At 73.8% G+C, this 20,180-nt stretch carries 18 protein-coding genes; 8 read left to right on the forward strand and 10 right to left on the reverse strand.

Features of this window, described 5'->3' with window-relative positions:
• Positions 1-3 precede the first annotated feature (3 nt).
• Positions 4-747, forward strand: a complete 744-nt coding sequence (locus BJ981_RS20995) for a hypothetical protein (RefSeq protein ID WP_184612997.1) — start codon at positions 4-6, stop codon at positions 745-747.
• A gap of 144 nt (positions 748-891) precedes the next feature.
• On the opposite strand, the gene BJ981_RS21000 is transcribed toward BJ981_RS20995, so the two are convergent.
• Positions 892-1,854 carry a quinone oxidoreductase family protein gene (locus BJ981_RS21000; RefSeq protein ID WP_184612998.1) on the reverse strand — a complete coding sequence of 321 codons (963 nt, stop codon included), beginning with the start codon at positions 1,852-1,854 and terminating at the stop codon, positions 892-894.
• A 210-nt stretch (positions 1,855-2,064) separates the two neighbouring features.
• Here BJ981_RS21000 and BJ981_RS21005 point away from each other — a divergent pair, with 210 nt between their 5' ends.
• Positions 2,065-2,796, forward strand: a complete 732-nt coding sequence (locus BJ981_RS21005) for a Mut7-C RNAse domain-containing protein (RefSeq protein WP_184612999.1) — start codon at positions 2,065-2,067, stop codon at positions 2,794-2,796.
• Positions 2,797-2,805: 9 nt separating this feature from the next.
• Here BJ981_RS21005 and BJ981_RS21010 read toward each other — a convergent pair whose 3' ends face one another.
• The 5 genes from BJ981_RS21010 to BJ981_RS21030 form a co-directional block, all read right to left on the reverse strand.
• Complete coding sequence (locus tag BJ981_RS21010) at positions 2,806-4,581, reverse strand: serine/threonine-protein kinase (protein WP_239139770.1); 1,776 nt, start codon at positions 4,579-4,581, stop codon at positions 2,806-2,808.
• Positions 4,582-4,684: 103 nt separating this feature from the next.
• Positions 4,685-5,749, reverse strand: a complete 1,065-nt coding sequence (locus tag BJ981_RS21015) for an ABC transporter ATP-binding protein (RefSeq protein ID WP_204070743.1) — start codon at positions 5,747-5,749, stop codon at positions 4,685-4,687.
• Complete coding sequence (locus BJ981_RS21020; protein WP_204070744.1) at positions 5,746-6,615, reverse strand: ABC transporter permease; 870 nt, start codon at positions 6,613-6,615, stop codon at positions 5,746-5,748. Before BJ981_RS21020 ends, BJ981_RS21015 begins: the two co-directional genes overlap by 4 nt.
• Positions 6,603-7,499 carry an ABC transporter permease gene (locus BJ981_RS21025; RefSeq protein ID WP_184613000.1) on the reverse strand — a complete coding sequence of 299 codons (897 nt, stop codon included), beginning with the start codon at positions 7,497-7,499 and terminating at the stop codon, positions 6,603-6,605. Before BJ981_RS21025 ends, BJ981_RS21020 begins: the two co-directional genes overlap by 13 nt.
• Before the next feature lie 14 nt (positions 7,500-7,513).
• Positions 7,514-8,680 (reverse strand): ABC transporter substrate-binding protein, encoded by a 1,167-nt coding sequence (locus BJ981_RS21030; RefSeq protein WP_184613001.1) that lies wholly within the window; start codon positions 8,678-8,680, stop codon positions 7,514-7,516.
• A gap of 277 nt (positions 8,681-8,957) precedes the next feature.
• On the opposite strand from BJ981_RS21030, the gene BJ981_RS21035 reads away from it, so the two are divergent.
• A complete protein-coding gene (locus BJ981_RS21035) occupies positions 8,958-9,224 on the forward strand; it encodes a DUF6504 family protein (RefSeq protein ID WP_184613002.1) in 267 nt (88 codons plus the stop codon).
• Positions 9,224-12,844 (forward strand): DNA polymerase III subunit alpha, encoded by a 3,621-nt coding sequence (locus BJ981_RS21040; RefSeq protein ID WP_184616285.1) that lies wholly within the window; start codon positions 9,224-9,226, stop codon positions 12,842-12,844. The genes BJ981_RS21035 and BJ981_RS21040 overlap by 1 nt, the downstream gene beginning before the upstream one ends.
• Here the strand turns inward: BJ981_RS21040 and BJ981_RS21045 are convergent.
• Positions 12,738-13,415 (reverse strand): hypothetical protein, encoded by a 678-nt coding sequence (locus BJ981_RS21045; RefSeq protein WP_184613003.1) that lies wholly within the window; start codon positions 13,413-13,415, stop codon positions 12,738-12,740. The genes BJ981_RS21040 and BJ981_RS21045 overlap by 107 nt on opposite strands.
• Positions 13,416-13,569: 154 nt before the next feature.
• Positions 13,570-14,214, reverse strand: a complete 645-nt coding sequence (locus BJ981_RS21050) for a response regulator (protein WP_275411673.1) — start codon at positions 14,212-14,214, stop codon at positions 13,570-13,572.
• 161 nt (positions 14,215-14,375) lie between these two features.
• On the opposite strand from BJ981_RS21050, the gene BJ981_RS21055 reads away from it, so the two are divergent.
• Together BJ981_RS21055 and BJ981_RS21060 are read left to right on the forward strand one after the other, a co-directional pair.
• Positions 14,376-15,083, forward strand: coding sequence for an ABC transporter ATP-binding protein (locus tag BJ981_RS21055; protein ID WP_184613004.1), 708 nt, complete (start codon positions 14,376-14,378; stop codon positions 15,081-15,083).
• Positions 15,080-16,777, forward strand: a complete 1,698-nt coding sequence (locus tag BJ981_RS21060; protein WP_239139771.1) for an FtsX-like permease family protein — start codon at positions 15,080-15,082, stop codon at positions 16,775-16,777. The genes BJ981_RS21055 and BJ981_RS21060 overlap by 4 nt, the downstream gene beginning before the upstream one ends.
• Before the next feature lie 12 nt (positions 16,778-16,789).
• On the opposite strand, the gene BJ981_RS21065 is transcribed toward BJ981_RS21060, so the two are convergent.
• Entirely contained in the window at positions 16,790-17,689 is a 900-nt protein-coding gene (locus BJ981_RS21065) for an MvdC/MvdD family ATP grasp protein (protein ID WP_184613005.1), read from the reverse strand.
• A gap of 239 nt (positions 17,690-17,928) precedes the next feature.
• Between BJ981_RS21065 and BJ981_RS39675 the strand changes: the two genes are divergently transcribed.
• Together BJ981_RS39675 and BJ981_RS21070 are read left to right on the forward strand one after the other, a co-directional pair.
• Entirely contained in the window at positions 17,929-18,075 is a 147-nt protein-coding gene (locus tag BJ981_RS39675) for a putative leader peptide (protein WP_372437237.1), read from the forward strand.
• On the forward strand, positions 18,044-19,018 hold the full coding sequence (locus BJ981_RS21070) for an ABC transporter substrate-binding protein (RefSeq protein WP_184613006.1): 975 nt from the start codon (positions 18,044-18,046) through the stop codon (positions 19,016-19,018). Before BJ981_RS39675 ends, BJ981_RS21070 begins: the two co-directional genes overlap by 32 nt.
• Before the next feature lie 151 nt (positions 19,019-19,169).
• On the opposite strand, the gene BJ981_RS21075 is transcribed toward BJ981_RS21070, so the two are convergent.
• Positions 19,170-20,024 carry an ArsR/SmtB family transcription factor gene (locus BJ981_RS21075; RefSeq protein ID WP_184613007.1) on the reverse strand — a complete coding sequence of 285 codons (855 nt, stop codon included), beginning with the start codon at positions 20,022-20,024 and terminating at the stop codon, positions 19,170-19,172.
• Between the last annotated feature and the right edge of the window lie 156 nt (positions 20,025-20,180).

Genomic DNA, 20,180 nt, shown 5'->3' on the forward strand with positions numbered 1-20,180 from the left:
AGCGTGATCACGACCCGTGGACTGGTTCTCCGGTCGATCGGCACGCTCGCCGGACTCGGCGGGCTGGCCTGCTGCCTGACGATGCTCTACCTCGGCGCTCGCGCCGTCATGTCCGTCGGCGGCTCCTGCGGCTCCGGCGGGCGGTACGCGACGGCGGTGCCCTGCCCGGACGGGGTGGCGTGGCTGATACCGGTGTCCACCATGGGCGGCATCCTGGCCCTCGGGGTGTACCTCGGCCTCCGGCTGCCCGTCGGGCCGAGGCTGGCCGCGCTGGCCTGGCCGGCCCTGTTCCTCAGCCTCGGCTGGGCCTTCCTGGACAGCGCCATGGCCGACCCCGCCCTCGGCCTGGGCATCATGATCCCCGGAGTCGTCTTCATGATCATGGGAGGGGCCCCGCTCGCCCTGCTCTTCCACCGCAGCGCCGCACGCGCGGTCTTCGTAGGCCCCGCACCCGCCCGTCCACCCGTGACGACCCGGGCCGCGGGCCGGAGCGGGGGGCCGAGCGGGGGGACGGTGCGCTGGACCACGTCCGTGGTGCTGCCCGGCCAGGACGACCTACCACGCGACGCCGTGGACCTGGACGACCCTCCCCAGGACCGCCCCACCTACCCGCCGCCCCGCACCGCGCCCGCTCCACGCCCGCGCTCCCCACGGTTCGCCTACCTGGACGGCCCACGTGACGCCCCCCGCGACGCTCCTTGGGATGCACCCCGCGACGTCCCTCGGGACGCCCCTTGGGACGCCTGAGCCCGATGAGATCGCGAAGGGAGTCCCCATGAGCAAAGAGAAGGCGCTGCGCGCGTGGGCGATCGCGCTGCACGTGATCGCGATCGCCGGAGGCGTCTACCTGGGCGTCCTCTTCTTCGGCCTTGCCACAGGGACGGGCTGAGGTCAGGGGATCAGCAGCAGCTTGCCGGTGGTACGGCGCCCCTCCAGGTCCTCGTGCGCCTGACGCACCTGCGCGAGCGGGTACCGGTGCGAGATGTGCACGTGAAGCCGGCCGGACTCCACCCAGCCGAGGACGTCGGCGGCCCGGCCGAGCAGTTCCTCCCGCGTGACGGTGTAGTGCGCCAGCGTGGGCCTGGTCAGGAAGAGCGACCCGGCCGCGTTGAGCCGCTGCGGGTCGAACGGCAGCACCGGGCCGCTCGCCGCGCCGTACAGCGCCATCATGCCGCGCACCCCGAGCGAGGCCAGGCTCCCGTCGAAGGTGGCGGCCCCGACGCCGTCGTACACCACCCGCACGCCGCGGCCTCCGGTGAGCCCGCGCACCGTCTCGTCGAAGTTCTCGTAGCGGATCACGTCGTCGGCCCCGGCCTCCCGGGCCAGCTTCTGCTTCTCGTCGGTGGAGGCCGTGCCGATGACCCGGCCGCCGCGCAGCTTGGCCATCTGGGTGAGCAGCAGGCCCATGCCGCCCGCGGCGGCGTGGACGAGCACGTCGTCGCCGGGGCTCACGGCGTGGACCGAGTGCGTGAGGTAGTGGGCGGTGAGCCCTTGCAGCAGGACGGCGGCGGCCCGCTCGAAGTCCAGGCCGTCGGGCAGCGGGATCGTCCGGTCCGCCGGGACCACCACCTTCTCGGCGTACCCGCCGAGGCCCTCACACCAGCCCACCCGGTCGCCGATCGCGACGCCGCTCACGTCCGGCCCCACGGCGGCGACCGTGCCCGCGCCCTCGGAACCCAGGATGAACGGCGTCTTGACCGGGTAGCGGCCCTCGCGGCGGTAGACGTCGATGAAGTTCACGCCGGCGGCGGCCACGTCCACGAGCACCTCGCCCGGCCCCGGCACCGGATCGGGGACCTCCGTGTAGTCGAGGGCGTCGGATCCGCCGGGAGTCGTGACGACTATGGCATGCATGACCTAAGGCTCCTTCTCCACGAGTTCTCCACGAGTTGCCTGGCGACGCCGGGAGGGGCCTGACGTGCGCCGTCGCGGACCGTCGATCGTCCCCAACCCCGCGTCACCCGCCCATTGTTCCCCGACATCCCCGCGGACGCGGTGGGAACCCCCGACGTCCTCGCGTGAGCGCGCGCGGACGGCACGGGCGCGGCTGGCATACTGGGGATCATGGAAGGACCCGGGCTGCGCGTGCGGTTCGACGAGGATCTCCGGCTGTTCCTGCCCCCTCGGCACCGGCGTGAGGAGGAGGTGCGCCTGCCCTACGACGGCGTGTCCTCGCTCGGCCACGTCGTCGAGACCGCGGGCGTGCCGCTGCCCGAGGTCGGCGCCCTGGCCGCCGGCGGCCGCGCGGTGACGCCCGCCTACCGTCCCGAGCCCGGTGAGGTCGTCAGCGTCGCCGCGGTGCCCCGCCCGCAGCCGATCCCGGCGCCGCGCTTCCTGCTGGACGTCCACTTCGGCACGCTCGCGCGGCGGCTGCGGCTGGTCGGCGTGGACACCGCCTACGAGAACGACCTGGACGACGACACGCTGATCGTCCGCGCCAACGCCGAGCGCCGCGTCCTGCTCACCCAGGATCGGGGCCTCCTGCGGCGCAGAAGCCTCTGGCTCGGCGCGCACGTGCGGGGCTCGCGGCCGGCGGACCAGTTCCGCGACGTGCTCACCCGCTTCGCGCCACCGCTGGCGCCCTACACCCGCTGCACGGCCTGCAACGGCGTCCTGACCCCCGCGGGGAAGGACGACGTCGCCCCCGAGCTGCTCCCGGGCACCCGCCGCGCCTACGACACCTTCGCGCGCTGCCGCGACTGCGGCCAGGTGTACTGGCAGGGCGCGCACGGCTCCCACCTGCACGACATCGTGGCGCAGGCCGAGCGGGTGCTGGCCGCTCAGCGGACCGGCTGAGGCCGCGCCTCAGCGCGTCGTCGCCGCCCCGGCCGGCCCCTGCACGCCGAAGTCGTCGAAGGACGTCTTCAGGGTGCTGTCGGTCTTGTCCGGGACGCGGGCGAGCAGGCCGACGTCCCCGTTCGGCAGGCTGGACGGCGTGCCGGAGGAGTCCAGGAACGTCGCCACCCGGTCGCCGTCCACCCACATCGAGAGCTGGACGCCGTCGGAGGTCCTGGCGCACTCGGCCTGCAGCTTCACCGGGGTGTTCTTCTTGAGGCCGCCCACCGACGCGGGCTGGGTGAGGTTGCCGCCCGCGCCTCTGGTCACGCGGCGGATCCGCGCGTCGCCGGTGGCGGTGAGCAGGAACTCGTACCGGCTGGGGGAGCTCTCGTCGTCGGCCCGGCAGAACAGGCCGTACTCGCCGGTGCCGGAGGTCTCGCGCACGGTCGCGGTCACGGTGAGCAGCAGCAGCTCGGGCGTGGTCGGGGTCGGCGAGGCGGACGGGTCGGGCGTGGCCGGCTGCCGGGGGACGAAGGGGATGGGCGCCTTGACGATGCGCTCGGCGTGGTCGTCGGCGACGTCGATCGCGTAGAAGCCGTTGGGCGCGTATCCGTAGGTGCTCACGGAGTCGCCGCTGTAGTCCCCGCCGTCCCAGCCGGTGCCGCTCTGGGCGAAGTCATCCTGGAACAGGGTGTTCAGGTCGGCGGGCGGCGCGGAGTCGCCGAGCAGCGCGCGGGCGCCGAGGGCCCCGGCGACCACGACGGCGGCGACGCCGAGCCCGATGAGGCCCTTGCGCCAGGCCGCCGTGCCGGTCCGGCCGGCGGGGCCGTGACCGCCCGCGAACCGGGTGGCCGTCCCCGTGGCGCCGGGGGAGACCCGCGTGTCCGGGACGGCGTGGCCGGGCGGGACCGGGCCGCCGTACCCGGGGGCGGCGCCGTGCCAGGTCGCGGGGGCTTCCTGCCAGGCGCGGAACACCGAGTGCTCGGCGTGCTCGGGCGTCGTGCGGCCGACCATCTGGTCGAGGACCTGCTGCGCCGTGGGCCGGCGCGCCGGGTCCTTGGCCAGGGCGGCGGCCACCAGCGCGCGCAGGGAGGGCTCCATGCCGTCCAGCGCGGGCTCGGTGTTGAGCACCTGGTAGACGATGGACGGCAGCGACTCGCCGCCGAACGGCGCCCTGCCGCTGGCCGCGTAGGCGACCAGGCATCCCCAGGAGAACACGTCGCAGACGGGCGAGGCCGGTTCGCCGCGCAGGACCTCCGGCGCCATGTACCGCGGCGTGCCCATCAGCTCGCCGGTGCCGGTGACGCCGCCGAGCGTGTCCAGGGCGCGGGCGATGCCGAAGTCGATCACGCGCGGCCCGACCGGCGAGAGCAGCACGTTGGACGGCTTGAGGTCGCGGTGCACGATGCCCGCGCTGTGGATGGCCGTCAGCGCGGTCGCCACGCCGACGGCCAGCGCGTCGAGGCTGGACCCGCGCATCGGCCCGGACGCCTGCACGGCGCTGTGCAGGTCGGGCCCGTCGACGAACTCGGTGACCACGTAGAGCTGGTCGCCGTCGAGGTCGGCGTCCAGGACGGCCGCGGTGCAGAAGCGCCGCACCCGCCGCGCCGACTCGGCCTCCCGCCGGAACCGGACGCGGAACTGCTCGTGCTGGCTGTACTCCGGGTTGATCACCTTCACGGCGACCCGCTGCCCGGACTCGTCCTCGCCCAGGAACACCGTGCCCATGCCGCCGCGGCCGAGCCGCCCGATCAACCGGTAGCGACCTAGCTGGGAGGGTTCACCCGGACTTAGGTTGTTCACGCCGTTGCCTTACCGCTATGCACCTGTTCGCGGGGGCCAGCCTACCGAGATCGGCGCCACCCGACCGGCCAACGCGGCCCGGTGACGCCGATCCGTTCCGGGATCAGGCCGGCACGGGGGAGGCCGCCGTCCGGGACGCCACCAGGACCGGGCGTTCGACGAGGCGTACGGCCGCGTGGGCGCCGGGGGAGAAGCGGGTGGCGTGGTGGCCGGGGAGGTCGGCGGTCAGTTCGGTGCCGTCGGGGAGGCGGAGGAGCAGGCGCACCGAGGCGCCGCGGAAGGACGAGGTGACGATCAGGGCGTCGGCCTCGCCGCCGGGGGTGACGAGGACGGCCTCGGGGCGGACGAGCACGTCCACCTCCGGTGTGCCCGGCAGGTCGCCGTGGACGGGGAGGCGTTGCCCGGCCACCTCGACCAGGCCGTCGCCGCCGAGCCGGCCGGGCAGGTGGTTCATGGTGCCGACGAACTCGGCCACGAACGGGGTCGCGGGGCGGTCGTAGATCTCCGCGGGCGGGCCGGACTGCTCCAGGCGGCCGGCCCTGAGCACCGCGACGTGGTCGGCGACCGAGAGGGCCTCCTCCTGGTCGTGGGTGACGAAGATCGTCGTGATGCCGAGGGAGAGCTGCAGCCGCCGGATCTCCTCGCGCAGGGTGACGCGCACCTTGGCGTCCAGCGCGGACAGCGGCTCGTCCAGCAGCAGGACGCGCGGCTCCAGCGCCAGCGCCCGGGCCAGCGCCACACGCTGCTGCTGGCCGCCGGAGAGCTGGTGCGGGTACCGGGTGCCGTGCGCGGGCAGGCCCACCAGGTCGAGCAGCTCGGCGGCGCGGGCGTGCCGCCTGGCCGCGGCCACCCCGCGCACCCGCATCCCGAACGCCACGTTGTCGCGGGCGTTCATGTTGGGGAACAGGCTGTACGACTGGAAGACCATCCCGGCGTCCCGGCGGTTGGCCGGCACCCGCGTGACGTCCTCGCCGTCCACGAGCACGGCGCCCTCGTCGGGCGTCTCGAAGCCGGCCACGCAGCGCAGCGCGGTCGTCTTGCCGCAGCCGGACGGGCCGAGCAGGGCGATCAGCTCGCCCGGCGCCACCGTGAGGTCGAGGCCGTCGAGGGCGACGGTCTCGCCGAACGTCCGGCGCAGCCCACGGAACTCCACGCGCGCCCCGTTCACGAACGACTCCTTCTGGTTCCGGCGGTCGACAGGATGAGCAGCAGCGCCCAGGTGAGCAGCAGGCTGAAGATGGACACCGCGACCGACAGCGGGGCGTTCGCGCCGGAGATCGTGACGATCCACACCGAGAACGGCTCGAAGCCGAGCAGCCGCGCGATCGTGTACTCGCCGAGCACGAGCGCGAGGGTGAGGAAGGACGCGCCGGCCAGGCCCGCCTTCAGGTTGGGGACGATCACGCGCAGCAGCACCACGGGCCAGGAGGCGCCGCAGTTGCGCGCGGCCTCCACCAGCGTGCGGACGTCCATCGCGCCGAGCCCGGCGTCCAGCGCCCGGTAGACGAACGGCAGCGCCAGCACCGCGTAGGCGATGACCAGCACGACGGGGAACGACGGGTTCTGGACGGCGATGATCGTCTGGTAGAACGGCGTGGCCGCCAGGTGGTCCGGGCCCCAGCGCAGCACCGTGCTGATCCCGGCCACGAACGTGATCGGCGGCACGACCAGCGGCAGCGTGCACAGCACGTCGAGCACCGGCCGCAGCCGCGGCGCGCCGAGCCGCACGGCCAGCATGGCGGGCAGCGTGAGCAGCAGCACGACCGTGATCGTCGCCGCGGCCAGCCCGAGCGACAGCAGCAGGCTGCGCGTGAACCCCTCGGCGACGAAGATCTCCCCGTACGCCTCCAGGGTGAACCCCTTCTCGGGGTCGTTCACCGTGAACACGAACGAGGCGGCGAGCGGCGTCACGAAGTACAGCGCGGCGACGGCCAGGACCACCGCGCGCCAGGCTCCCGCCCCGCGCCTCCCGCGCACGGGCCGGGGCGCGGGGACGCCGGCCTCGGGCAGCACGGCCGGGGTCAGCGCAGCCATCGGGCGCTCCTGCGCTGGAGGGGCAGGTAGACGGCCATGACCAGCCCGGCGACCACGATCATGTCGAGGCTGAGGGCCAGGGCCACGTTCTCGTGGCCGATCAGGACGTTGCCGGCCAGCGCGTCGGCGATCTGCAGCGTGACCAGCGGGACGACGGTGCCGACCATGGCGGCGGCGGTCGCGTAGGCGGCGAAGGCGCCGCCGAACAGCAGGACCACCCCGCCGAGCAGGGTCGGGGTGAGCACGGGGATCCCGACGTGCCGCCAGAACTGCCAGGTGGTGGCGCCGTTGTTCTGCGCCGCCTCCCGCCACTGGGGCCGCAGCCCGTCCAGCGCGGGCACGATGACCAGCACCATCAGGGGAACGGAGAAGTAGAGGTACACCAGCACCAGGCCCCAGAAGCTGTAGAGGTTCCAGCCGAGGTCGCCGAGGCCGAGGCGCGTGGTGAGCACGCCGGAGTTGCCGAGCGTGGCGATCCAGGCGAAGGCGAGCGGGACGCCGCCGAAGTTGGCGAGCACGCCCGAGGCCGTGAGCACCGCCTCGCGCAGGGCCCGCAGGCGCGAGGTGACCACGGCCTGGGCGAGGAAGGCGCCGAGCACGGCGCCGGCGACCGCGACGATGGCCGACAGCTTCACGCTGCTGAGCATCGCCGTGAGGTAGGCGCCCCGCAGCGACTCGGTCAGGTTGGCCGTGCTGGGGGCGCCGCCCGCGGTGAACGCGCCGCCGAGCAGCGCGGCGGCGGGGACGCCGAAGGCCAGGCCGACGAAGACCAGCAGGGGCAGTGCCCCGGTCCAGCCGGCGGAGCGGGTGCGGGCCCTGCCGCCGCCCTCGCCCCTGCTCTTCAGGGGGAGGGGGGCGGGGGCCGCCGAGGTGGTCTCGATCATGGGGGTGGGGCGGGTCAGCCGGAGACCGCCGCGCCCCAGCCCGCGGCGAGGACTTCCTTGGCCTTGGTGACCTGCGCGTCGGTCGGGAACTGCGGGGTGCCTTCGACCTTCGGCAGCTTGGCCACCAGCGCGGCGTCGGCGCTGCCGTCGGACTGCATGGACGGCAGGAGCACGGGGCGGGCGTACCCCTTCAGCCAGAGGTTCTGGCCCTCGGTGCTGTAGAGGAACTCCTCCCACAGGCGGGCGGCGGCCGGGTGGGGAGCCCACTTGTTGATCGCCTGCGCGTAGAAGTTGGCGTACTTGCCGTCGGCCGGGACGGTGACCTTCCAGTCCACGCCCTTGGCGGCGAACTGGTCGGTGTAGCCGGAGTTGAGGTAGTCCCAGTCGATGCTGATCGGCGTCTCGCCGTTCTGCACGGTCGCGGGGGTCGACTCGACGGGGTTGTAGTTGCCCGCCGCCTTGAGCTTCTTGAAGAAGTCGAGGCCGGGCTGGATGTCGTCGAAGGATCCGCCGTTCGCCAGGGCGGCGGCGAAGACGCCGGCGAACGCGGAGCCGGACTTGGTGGGGTTGCCGTTCATCGCGACCTTGCCCTTGTACTCGGGCTTGAGCAGGTCGGCGAAGGTCTGCGGGCAGGCCGGGATGCGCTTGGCGTCGCAGCCGATGGAGACGTAGCCGCCGTAGTCGTTGTACCAGTTGCCCTGGGCGTCCTTCTGGCCTTCGGGGATCTTGTCGAAGGACTGCACCTTGTACGGCGCGAACAGGCCCTCCTTGGCGCCGCTGAGGGCGAACGCGGTGCCGAGGTCGAGCACGTCGGGAGCGCGGTCCTGGCCCTTGCGGGTCTTGACGGCGTTGATCTCGTCCGCGCTGGAGCCGTCGGGGTTCTCGCTGTTGACCTTGATGCCGTACTTCTCGCCGAACGTCTTGATGATCTCCCCGTAGTTCGCCCAGTCCGGGGGCAGGGTGATGACGTTGAGCTGTCCTTCCTTCTTCGCCGCCTCGACGAGCTTGTCGAGGCCGCCGAGGTCGGCCGCGGAGGTCGCGGTCGCGGCGGAGTTCGCGGCGGAGGCGGAGGCACCGGTCTGGGCGCCGGTGGCCGGGGCGGACCCGCAGGCCGCGCCGAGAGAAGTCGCGACGGTAAGGACGGCGGCCAGGCCGACGATACGCGTTCGTGATGATTGCACGCTTGCTCCCACTTTCGGAGGTTGTGGGATGAACGTAGAAGGGCAGGGACAACGGTTCGCGACTACTTTCCCGGCGCACGGGTTTCTTTGTGTGAACAGCTGGTGACGTGATCACGCCCGTGCTCCCGGCCCGCCGGGGCGATCGTGACCGGACGATGACGGGCCTGCGGCCTGTGGTGATTTGCCCTCCGCGCCCTGGGAACGTATGTTCGAAGTAGCACCACCCGCCTTCCCCCGGGTGCTCCAAGTTCCAGAGGCCCAGGGAGAAGAAGCGCCATTGAGCAGAATCTACGGCGATCCCATCGAGGTGTGGACGCGCGACGGCGAGCCCGCCCGCTTCGTGTGGCGTGACCGGCTCTACGTCGTCCGCCGCGCCCTCGACCACTGGGTGACCTCCCGCGAGTGGTGGAAGATCTCCGAGACCGACCCGGGCGAGCGCCGGTTCTGGCGGGTGGAGGCCAGCCCCGGCGGAGACACCGGCACCTACGAGCTGCGCTTCGACACCGCGAGCGGCGGCTGGCTGCTGCTGAGGGCGTGGGACTGATGTTCGCCCACCTCCACGTCGCCTCCGCCTACTCCCTGCGGTACGGCTCGGCCTTCCCCAAGGACCTGGTCGCCCGCGCGGCCGGGCACGGCATGGACGTCCTCGCGCTGACCGACCGCGACGGCATGTACGGCGCGGTCAAGCACGTCCAGGCGTGCTTCGAGGCGGGCCTGCGGCCGGTCGTCGGCGTCGATCTGCTCCTGGACGGCCCCGACGGCCCCGTCGGCCGCGGCGGCGACGACGGCGACCGGGTCACCGTGCTGGCCAGGGCGGACGGGTGGGCGCACCTGTGCCGTCTCACCACCGCCGCCCACCACGCGGGGGAGCGCGGCGAGCCCCGCGTCACCCGCGAGCTGGCCGGCCGCCACGCCGGCGGGCTGCTGGTCATGCTCGGCCCCCGCTCGGACGTGGGCCGCGCCGTGGCCGAGCGCCGCGACGGCCGGGCGCGCGAGCTGCTCGCCGCCTGGCGGGCCGCCGTCCCCGACGTGGTGGTCGAGGTCGTCGACCAGTTCGGGCACCGGGAGGCGAGCACCGCCGCGCGCATGATCGCCCTGGCCGAGTCGGCGGGCGTGCCCGCCGTGCTGACCAACGCCGTGCGCCACCTGGACCCGGGGGACTACCGCGTCGGCGACGTGCTGGACGCCGCGCGCAAGCTCGTCCCCCTGCACTCGCGCCACCTGGAGCACTCCGCCTCCCACGCCTACCTCAAGAGCGGCGCGGAGATGGGGCGCGTGGCCCTGCGGATCTGCGGCGGCGACGAGGCCCGCGCGTCCCGCCTGCTCGCCCGCACGCGGGAGACCGCCGAGCGGTGCGCGCTCGACCCCTTGGAGGTCCTGGCGCTGCGCGGCGGGCGGGAGCGGCTCCACCTGCCCGAGGTCGACGGCGACCCCGTCCCCCTGCTGCGCGGCCGGTGCGAGGAGGGCCTGGTGGCCCGGGGGATGGAACGGTCCAGCGAGGCGCGGGAACGGCTGGAGGACGAGCTACGCGTGATCGAGGCGAAGCGGCTGTCCGGCTACTTCACGGTCGTCTCCGACATCACCGACATGATCCGCGGGATGGGCGTGCGCTGCGCGATCCGCGGCTCGGGCGCCGGCAGCCTGGTCAACTACCTCATCCGCATCGGCGAGGTGAACCCCCTCGAACACGGCCTGCTGATGGAGCGCTTCCTGTCCGAGGGGCGCAAAGGGCTGCCCGACATCGACGTGGACGTGGAGTCGGCGCGCCGCCTGGACTGCTACCGCGCCATCCTGGACCGCTACGGCGAGGACCGCGTCGCCTGCGTCTCCATGATGGAGACCTACCGCGCCCGCAGCGCCATCCGCGACGTCGGCGCCGCCATGGGCCTGCCCCCGCACGAGATCGACGTCATCGCCAAGGCGTTCCCGCACATCAGGGCGAGGCAGATCCGCGCCGCCCTGTCCGACCTGCCGGAACTGCGTGACAGCGGCCTCGGCGACCGCGCCCTGGCCACGATGTTCGAGCTCGCCGAGAAGCTGGACGGCCTGCCCCGGCACATCGCCCTGCACCCCTGCGGCGTGCTCGTCGGCAACTCCGGCCTGCGCGACCGCACCCCCGTCGAGCGCAGCCTGCTGGACTTCCCGATGAGCCAGTTCGACAAGGAGGACGTCGAGGAGGCCGGGCTGCTGAAGCTCGACGTGCTCGGCGTGCGCATGCAGTCGGCGATGGCGTACGCGCTCGGCGAGATCAGGCGGGTGGACGGCGAGGACGTCGACCTGGACCGGGGCGTCCCCCGGGACGACCGGGCGACCTACGACATGATCCGCACCGGGCACACGCTCGGCTGCTTCCAGATCGAGTCCCCCGGCCAGCGCGAGCTGGTGTCCAAGCTGGAGCCCCGCACCATGCACGACCTGATCGTCGACATCTCGCTGTTCCGGCCGGGCCCGGTCAACTCCGACATGGTCACCCCCTACCTGGAGGCCAGGCACGGCTGGCGCGAGCCGTCCTACCCGCACCCGAGGCTCAGGCCCGCGCTGCGCGAGACCCACGGCGTCGTCATCTTCCACGAGCAGGTCCTGAGGGTGGTCGACGCCATGACCGGCTGCGGGCTGTCGGAGGCCGAGAGCGTCCGCCGCGCGCTGTCCTCGCCCGAGGGACGCGAGGCGGTCCGCACGTGGTGGGAGTGCTCGGTGCTGCCCGAGTTCGACCGCGAGACCACCGACCGGGCCTGGAGGGTGCTCGACGCGTTCGGCTCGTTCGGGTTCTGCAAGGCGCACGCCGCCGCGTTCGCGCTGCCCACCTACCAGTCGGCCTGGCTGAAGCGCCACCACGCCGCCGCGTTCTTCGCCGGGGTGCTCACCCACGAGCCGGGCATGTACCCCAATCGGGTCATCCTCGACGAGGCCCGCCAGTGCGGGGTGACCGTCCTGCCCCTGGACGTCAACCGCTCGGGACGGCAGTGGCTCGTCGAGCGCTGCCCCGCCCCGTCCTCCGGCGCCCCGCCCGAGGACCCTCCCCGCCGCGTCGGCGAGGGGTACGGCCTGCGGGTGCCGTTCTCGTCGGTCAAGGGCGTCAGCGAGGCCGAGGTCGAGCGCATGGTCGCCGGGCAGCCGTACACCTCGCTGGCCGACTTCTGGGAGCGGGCCCGGCCGTCGCGGCCGGTCGCCGAGCGCATCGTGCAGGTCGGCGGCGTCGACGCGCTGTACGGGCTGCACCCCGGAGGGCCGCGCTGGCGCCCGGGCGAGCTGACGCGCCGCGACCTGCTCGCCCAGGTCGGCACCCTGGAACGCGCCTCGGCGACGGGCGTGCGCGCCGCGCGCCGCGCCGGGGCCGGACGCGCCAGGGCCCAGCCTCCCCCCGAGGCCGGGACGGACGCCGTGCAGATCCCGATGGGCTTCACCGAGCACGTCCGGCCCGGCGAGCTGCCCGAGATGACCGAGGCGGAGGCCGTGCAGGCCGAGCTGGAGATCCTCGGCATGGACGTCAGCCGCCACATCATCGCCTTCCACGAGGACCTGCTCGCCGCGATCGGCGTCGTCAGGGCCTCGGAGCTGCTCACGATGCGCAACGGCGCCGAGATCCTCGTCGCGGGCGTGAAGGTCGCCACCCAGACCCCGGCCGTGCGCTCGGGACAGCGCGTCGTCTTCACCACCCTGGACGACGCCACCGGGCCGATCGACCTGACCTTCTTCGAGTCCGTGCAGGGCCACTGCGCCGCCACGCTGTTCGGGTCGTGGCTGCTGGTCGCCAAGGGCGCCGTACGGCGGGTCGGGGCCCACGCGGTCTCACTGCGCGCCCTGGACTGCTGGAACCTCGTCGAGCTCGACGAGATCTGGCGCACCGAGGGGATCGACGCGGTGCGCGCGGTGCTGGACGCCGTCCCCGCGGAGCGGGGCGGGGTCGGCGGGCGGCCCCTGGACTACGGCAACGGCTACCGGCTCTCGCCGTACGCCGACATCGGCCCGGCCGCGGGCGTGCGGACCGCGCCGCGCAGGCTGTGGCACGTCAGCCCCGGCAGCTCGGGGCCGCCGCCCGCGCCGCAGCGCCTGGACCTCAGTCCCGGGCGGGATACGTATGCCGGGGGAGCGAGCGCAGGGCGGGCAGCAGCTTCAGGCGGGGCGCGATCCCCGAAGGACGCGCGCTCATCCGCGCCTCGGTGACCTCGTGGACCGTCACCGCGCACAGCAGCGCGGCCAGCACCGCCACCGCGAGCTCGGGCACGCCGAGCCCGGTGAGGTCCTTGCCCTGCGGGGCGCCCGTCACGGGCAGCCGCGACCCGATGAGGAACAGGATGCCGAGCCAGCTCGCCCACCAGGCGGCGACCATCACGAGCCACACCTTGCGGCGGCCCTCCCGCAGCCCCGCGTCCTCGCGCAGCGCGTGCAGCAGCAGCGCCGGCGCCGCCAGGTTCAGCACGGGGACGAACCAGGCGATGGCGATCATCCCCGGCGTCGCGCCGGCCTGCCGCAGCCACGCGAAGTACGAGAACCCGGCCGCGACCGTGGCCGCCACCACCAGAAGGATCAGCACCGCGAACCAGGTCATCGCGCCCGTGACGGCCGCCGCTCCCGGCGCGGCGGGGTCGGCGCCGAGCTGTGCGACCTGCCGGGCCAGCGCCTCGCCCCGTGCCTGCTCGAAGACGACCAGGCAGGCGAACGTGGCGATCTGGGCCGCGAGCGCCAGGTAGACGCCGACCGCCGCCCTGCGCACTGAGGATCGGGCATAGCGCATGTCTCTCTCCCCCCGGCATGCGCCTCGGTCGTGTTCGCTCTGCGACGTAGCGCGACGCCTGACTCACTCCTATCCAGGAGATCGCCGCGCTAATCGGCGAGCCGGGGGAGAGATCCCGGACGCTCCACGAGATGATCTGAGGTTCGCCCGGCGGTCAGCGCACGACGCCGGACTCCCACGCCCACGCGGCGGTCTCGACGCGGTTACGGACGCCCAGTTTCGCCTGGATGCTGCTGAGATGCGTCTTCACCGTGGACAGGGAGACGAACAGCTCGGCCGCGACCTCCTGGTTGGTCCGGCCCCGCGCGACCAGCCGCACGACGTCGTACTCCCGCTCGGTCAGCGGCTCGCGCGGCGGCCGTCCCTGGCGGGCCGCGGGCCGGGCCAGGTGTTGCAGCAGGCGCACGGTCACCGACGGCGAGACCAGGGCGTCGCCGTTGGCGGCGGCGCGGACCGCCTCGATCAGCAGAGTGGGCCCGCTGTCCTTCAGCAGGAACCCGCACGCGCCCGCACGCAGCGCGCCGTAGACGTACTCGTCCAGGTCGAAGGTGGTGACGATCACCACGCGCATGGGGTCGGGGACGCCGGGACCCGCGAGGATCTTGGTGACCTCCAGGCCGTCGAGCCGGGGCATCCGGATGTCCAGCAGGCACACGTCCGGCCGTAGCCTGCGGGCCTGCTCCACCGCCGCCGCGCCGTCGGCGACCGCCGCGACGACCTCGATGTCCGGCTGGGCGTCCAGGATCATCTGGAATCCGGTCCGCACAAGCTCCTGGTCATCCGCGACGAGTACCCTCACATCGCCCGATTCTGCCAGCCTCCGGGCACGGCCGCCGCCGCGCGGGCGAGCGGCGGGATGCGGACAGGCCGTGCGGGTCGGTCATTCGGCCGACCTCTGGGGCGCCGGATCCGACGGGCGGCCGATCCCGGGGGCGGCGCCTCCCGGCGATGCTCGAAGACATGTCCGCGCACATCGTTCTGGAAGGCCGTGGCCTCAGGAAGAGCTTCGGTACCGCCACCGCCCTCGCCGGCGTCGATCTCGCGATCGGCCGCGGCGAGGCCGTCGCCGTCATGGGTCCCAGCGGCTCGGGGAAATCCACCCTGCTCCATTGCCTCGCCGGGATCACGAAGCCGGACTCCGGCGAGGTCCACCTGCTCGGCGAGCGGATCGACGCGCTCGGCGAGCGCCGCCGCAGCGCGCTGCGCCGCACCCGATTCGGCTTCGTCTTCCAGTTCGGGCAGCTCCTGCCCGAACTGCCCGCGGACGAGAACGTCGCCCTGCCCCTCATGCTCGGCGGCACGGCGCGGGCCCAGGCCGTGCGGCAGGCCCGGTCGTGGTTCGGCCCGCTCGGCCTGGCCGGGCTGGAGGGACGCCGCCCGGGCGAGCTGTCCGGCGGCCAGGCCCAGCGCGTGGCCATCGCGCGGGCGCTCGTCACCCGGCCCGCCGTCGTCTTCGCCGACGAGCCCACCGGCGCGCTGGACCAGGCCACCGGCCAGGACACCATGCGCCTGCTCGTCGAGGCCGCCAAGCACAACGACGCCTGCCTGGTCGTCGTCACCCACGACCCCGCCGTCGCCGCCTGGTGCGACCGCGTGGCCGAGGTGCGCGACGGCCTGATCGTCCCCTCGTACGCGGCGCACGCCGCGGGCCAGGGGAGGACGGCGTGAGCGGCCTCCTGGACCTCACCTGGCGCCTGATCAAGGGCGGCGGGCGGCGGGGGACGCTGGGCTCGGCCCTCACCGTGGCGGCGGTCGCCGTCTCGACCGCCCTGCTGCTGTTCGCCGTGGCCGTCAACGTCGCCTTCGACGGGCGCGCCCAGCGCGCCGCCTGGCGCGAGCCCGTCGCCGCCACGGGCGCCCCGCGCGCGATCGAGGCGGTCCGCACGCACGTCGTCGCCGGCGACCTGCCGGTCACCGTCGTCCACGTGGCCGTGCTCGACCCCGGCGTGCGCCCGCCCGCGGGGGTGTCCCGCCTGCCGGGCCCGGGGGAGGCGCTGCTGTCGCCCGCGCTCGCCCGCGACCCGGCGGCGGCACGCGACGTTCCCGGCAAGGTCGTGGGGACGATCGGGGACGAGGCCCTGGCCCACCCCGACGAGCTGGTCGCGCTGGCCGGGCAGGCGCCGGGGGACCCGGTGATGAAGGCGCGATGGACCGGCGACTCCCGGCTCGGCGTGTCCGCGACGAAGGTGTCCGCCCTCACCGGCAGGCAGGGCGACAACGCCATCGGGTACCGCCTGCTCGCCGCGCTCGCCGGCGTGCTCATGATCGCGCCGCTGCTCGTGTTCGGGGGCGCGGCGGCACGGCTCACCGTCGCACGCCGCGACCAGCGGCTCGCCGCCCTGCGCCTGGTCGGCGCGACGCCCGGCCAGGTGGTCGCGATGACCGTCGCCGAGGCCGTGGTCACCGCGTTCGCCGGCGCGGTGCTGGGGCTGGTCGTCTACGCCGCCGCGTCCCCGCTCCTGCGGCGGATCGAGATCACCGGAGGCACGTGGTTCGCCTCCGACGTGTGGCCCGGCGTGCTTCCCGTGGCCGCCGTGCTGGTGGCGGTGCCGCTGCTGGTCGGCCTGTCGGCGGTCGCGGGCCTGCGCAGGGTGGTCGTCAGCCCGCTCGGCGTGGCCCGGCGTCAGACGCCGCCCGCGCTGCGGTTCGTGCGGGTCGTCGCGCTGGTGGCCGTCCTCGCCGCGGTGCCCGCCATGGGCATGGGCGCGGCGCCCGGCGTGATCCTCACCGTGCTCGCGCTCGCGTTCCTCGCCCTCAACGCGGCCGGCGCGTGGGTGGTCGGGATGATCGGCCGGATCGTGGCGGCGACCGCGCGCGGGCCGGCGCGCCTGCTGGCCGGGCGGCGGCTCACCGACGACCCCAGATCGGCCTGGCGCACGGTGAGCGGGGTGGCGCTGACGGGCTTCGTCGCCGGGTTCGTCGGCCTGCTCACCCCGCCGGGGAACCTGGCCACCGACAAGATGACCGCCCTGCTGCTGCGGGACGTGCGCACCGGAACGCTGGTCGTCCTCGCCGTGTCGTTCCTGATCGCCATCGTCAGCGCGGGCGTCACGGCGGCGTCCTCGATCCTCGACCGCCGCCAGGCGTACGCGCTGCTGCGCCTGGCGGGCACGCCGCTGGAGGTGCTCGACCGCGCCCGGCGCGTCGAGACGCTCATCCCGCTCACGGTCATGGGCGGCGGGTCGATCCTGACCGGTGTGCTGTGCGGGCTGCCCTTCGCCGTGATGTCGCCGAGCCGGGAGGGCATGGTGACGCTGCTGTGCTGCGTCGCGCTCGGCTTCGGCGGGGTCGTCGCGGCCGGGGCGCTCACCAGGCCGCTCCTGCGCGCGGTGGCCACCGACCCGGCGCCACGCCCCGACTAGGCGTGCCTCGGGTCAGGCGCCGGCCGCGCCTTTCAGCAGCACGTCGCACAGGGCGTCGGTGATGGGCATCCCGGTGACCTCCTCGATCAGCAGGAAGCCGCCCTCGGGGTTGACCTCCAGGAAGACGTAGTGGTCCTCGGGCGTCAGCGTCAGGTCGATCGTCCCGAAGGACAGGCCGAGGTGCGCCATCACGCCGAGGCAGCGCGCCCGCACCTCCTCGGGCAGGTCGTGGGCGCGCAGCCGTCGCACGCTGCGCGGCGAGTGGATCTCGGCGGCGAACACGCGGGAGCCGGTGACGATCACCCGCAGCGCCAGCCTGCGCAGCACCCGCGCCTGCGCGACCAGGGGGAAGGGGCCCGTGCCCGCGGGGTCGGTGAGCACGGGCGCCTCCTCCTCCGGTGCGGGCGGCGGCTCGCGCACGTCCCAGGGGCGGTCCAGCACCCGGGCCACGATCTGCCCGTGATGGGCCAGGTAGAAGTCCAGCAGCTCCTCGTGGTCGGTGCTGATCAGCGTGGACGGCAGCTCGAAGCCCGCGCGGCCCGCCACCGAGAGCTGGTACAGCTTGCGCTGGGCCCGGCGGATCGCGGCCCGCGTGGCCGGCACGGCCAGGCAGTCCAGGGTGTCCCACACGTCGGAGGCGAATCCGTCCTGCTGGGCGTTGCCCTCGGAGGGCGGCCCGGGACGCCGGAACCACACCGAGGTGAGCCGGTCGAGGTCCACGCGCCGTCCTGCGGCGAGGAGCACGCGCCGCGCGGTGCCGGAATGGTCCAGCGTGACGGACAGGCGCGCGGCGCCGGGGAACCATCCCGGCTCTAAGACGAGCGCGTCGGCCCCCCGCCCGACGAGGGCGCGCGCCACGTGCCGCGCCTGGGTGTCGCCATCCTCGGTGAGGATGAGCACCGTACTACTCATGTCCCGATCTCCACTCGTGCCCGAGGACAGGGGGCGGCCCCCCTCGGCGTTCCATGGACGGTCCACGATGACGCGCGGCACTTGATCACGGCTTGTCTGCGCGGCGGGGCGACTTGCGGATGGCTTGGAGCACTCGGCGAGCACCCTGTGAGCCCCTCGCGGCCACCGCGCCCATCTATTCCAGATAAAACCTGTAGGGATAGTTGTAAAGTTCGGTCCACGGGATTACCGTTGGGAACGTGAACCGCGCCGCCTACCTGACCACTCGCCGGCACGTCGATCTCTGCAGGGTCACCGGTTCTCTCTGTCGCGCCGAGACGCCCACCGGCCGATCCACGACGACAGGAGAAGACCATGCAGGAGTTGTGGTACACCCGAGCCCCTGAGCCCACCGCGACCGGCATCGCCGCCGATCTCGGCTGGCTCGACGACGAGTTCGCCCCCGAGGGCATCGCCGTGCGCCCCTTCAGAGAGACCTCCGGTCTCGACGGGCACGCGGGAGGCCCGCTGCGGACGCTGCTCCACGAGAGCGGCAACGTCCCCGCCCTGTGGGCGCGCTCGCGCGGGGCCTCGTCCCGCCTTGTCGCCCTGGCTTGGGCCGAGACGCCGCAGGTGGTGCTCACCCGAGCCCACGTCACCATCCGCGAGCCCGAGGACCTGCGCGGGCGCCGCCTCGGCCTGCCCCTGCGCGCGGACGTCCCGGTGGACGTCGAGCGCGCCACGGCCCTGCGCGGCCTGCGCAACGCCCTCTGGGCCGGCGGCCTCACGCTCAACGACGTCCACCTGATCGACGTCCCCGCCGCCCCCGGCGCCTCCGCCCCCGAGGTGGACGCGCTGGCCGGCGGCGAGGTGGACGCGGTCTACGTCGGGAGCGCGGCCGTCCTGCACGACGCCGAGGCCCGCGGCCTGCCGGTCGCGATCGACCTCGGCGTCCATCCCGACAAGCGCGTCAGGGTCAACGACGCCACGCTCAGGCTCATCACCGTCGACCAGCTCCTGCTGGACATCCGGCCCGACGTCGTCGCCCGGTTCCTGCGGGTGCTCCTCGACGCCGCCGACTGGGCCGCCGCCTACCCGCGGCAGGCCGTCCTGCTGGCCGGCGAGAACGACGGCACGCCCGGCCGCGGCTGGGACGCGCCGCCGCCCGGCCTGGCCGACCTGCGGGTCGACCTGTCGGCCGAGCGCCTCGGCCTGCTCGCCGAGCAGGAACGCTTCCTGCGGTCGCACGGCTTCCTGGAGTCCGCCGTGGACGTCCACGGCTGGGCCGACGGCACGGCGCTCGCCGCCGCCCACGCGGGCCGCCGCTCCTACCAGGAGCAGACCGTGTGACGGACGCGCGCGGGCCCGCGGGGCCCGCGCCCACGAGCCGGTACGGCGAAGAGCGGGGCGCGCTCAGAGGATGGCTCGCCGTACCTTCAGGGGCACCGGTGGGGGAGGACGTTTCGGGGTTGGCCGCCCTCCCTCCCGGTGCCCCACCGCGTCATCCGCGCTGAGACGCCGCGGCCTTCTCCGTGTCTTCCACGTCCCTCGCGTCCTTCGCGTCCTTGTCCGGGTCCGGCAGCGTCCGCCCCGTCTCCAGCAGGGTCTTGAGGTCGGCGAGGATGCGCGGCCAGCCCTGCGACACCCCTTCGAGCACCTTGCTGCCGGGGTCGAACCCGTCGTGGACGACGGTCAGCTTGACCATCCCGCCGACCGGCTCGATGTCGAACGTGACCTTGGAGCGCCGCTCGGACGCCCACGTGTCGAACATCTCCTCCGGCACGTCGTGCGCATTGGCGAACTCCGGCGTGAAGGTGTGCCAGGTGTAGGAGAGACGCCGGTAGGGGTCGGACTCCAGGACGACCTGCTCGGGGTCGGCCATGGTGACGCCGGACTCCCGCCAGACCACCGGGGATCCGGTCTTCCATTCGGACTCGAAGGTCACCCCCCAGTACCGCCGGGTGAAGGCCGGCTCGGTCAGCGCCTGCCAGAGGCGCTCCGGTGTGGTGTTGATGTAGGTCGTGTAGACGAACTCGGGCTTGCTCATCGGCTCCTGCTCCAATGCCTTCTTCAGGTCGGCGAGCGCGTGCACGCGGTGGCGGTCGTACCGGTCGATCCAGCGCTCGGCCACGGCGTTGATGGGCGCCGCGTTGAGGTAGTGCAGCTTCTCCCGCCCCCGCCACACCGTGGTCACGAGGTCCGCCTCCTCCAGCACGGCCAGATGCTTGCTGACGGCCTGCCGGGTCATGTCCAGGTCCGCGCACAGTTCCCGCAGCGTCTGGCCGTTGCGCGCGTTCAGGCCGTCCAGCAACCGCCGCCGGCTGGGGTCGGCCAGTGCCTTGAACACCTCGTCCATCTCGCCACCTCTGATATGCAACCCTCTGGCTGCATGTCCACCATAGGCAGCCATCCGGTTGCATGTCAACGCGCCGGCCCCGAGGGGAAGTGTTTTGGCAGGGGGTCCACGTGCGGGGAACAGTAGGGTCGGACCGTGATCGGCCGGGGAGGGGGA

Origin of the sequence: Sphaerisporangium krabiense (assembly GCF_014200435.1) — a bacterium.
GTDB lineage: Bacteria > Actinomycetota > Actinomycetes > Streptosporangiales > Streptosporangiaceae > Sphaerisporangium > Sphaerisporangium krabiense.

What these genes read in the sequence shown, in the direction of transcription:
- BJ981_RS21065 (WP_184613005.1), bottom strand. Translation starts at nt 17,689, where the DNA reads ATGAGTAGTACGGTGCTCATCCTCACCGAGGATGGCGACACCCAGGCG.
- BJ981_RS21005 (WP_184612999.1), top strand. Translation starts at nt 2,065, where the DNA reads ATGGAAGGACCCGGGCTGCGCGTGCGGTTCGACGAGGATCTCCGGCTG.
- BJ981_RS21020 (WP_204070744.1), bottom strand. Translation starts at nt 6,615, where the DNA reads ATGGCTGCGCTGACCCCGGCCGTGCTGCCCGAGGCCGGCGTCCCCGCG.
- BJ981_RS21070 (WP_184613006.1), top strand. Translation starts at nt 18,044, where the DNA reads ATGCAGGAGTTGTGGTACACCCGAGCCCCTGAGCCCACCGCGACCGGC.
- BJ981_RS21055 (WP_184613004.1), top strand. Translation starts at nt 14,376, where the DNA reads ATGTCCGCGCACATCGTTCTGGAAGGCCGTGGCCTCAGGAAGAGCTTC.
- BJ981_RS21025 (WP_184613000.1), bottom strand. Translation starts at nt 7,499, where the DNA reads ATGATCGAGACCACCTCGGCGGCCCCCGCCCCCCTCCCCCTGAAGAGC.
- BJ981_RS21045 (WP_184613003.1), bottom strand. Translation starts at nt 13,415, where the DNA reads ATGCGCTATGCCCGATCCTCAGTGCGCAGGGCGGCGGTCGGCGTCTAC.
- BJ981_RS21075 (WP_184613007.1), bottom strand. Translation starts at nt 20,024, where the DNA reads ATGGACGAGGTGTTCAAGGCACTGGCCGACCCCAGCCGGCGGCGGTTG.
- BJ981_RS21040 (WP_184616285.1), top strand. Translation starts at nt 9,224, where the DNA reads ATGTTCGCCCACCTCCACGTCGCCTCCGCCTACTCCCTGCGGTACGGC.
- BJ981_RS21000 (WP_184612998.1), bottom strand. Translation starts at nt 1,854, where the DNA reads ATGCATGCCATAGTCGTCACGACTCCCGGCGGATCCGACGCCCTCGAC.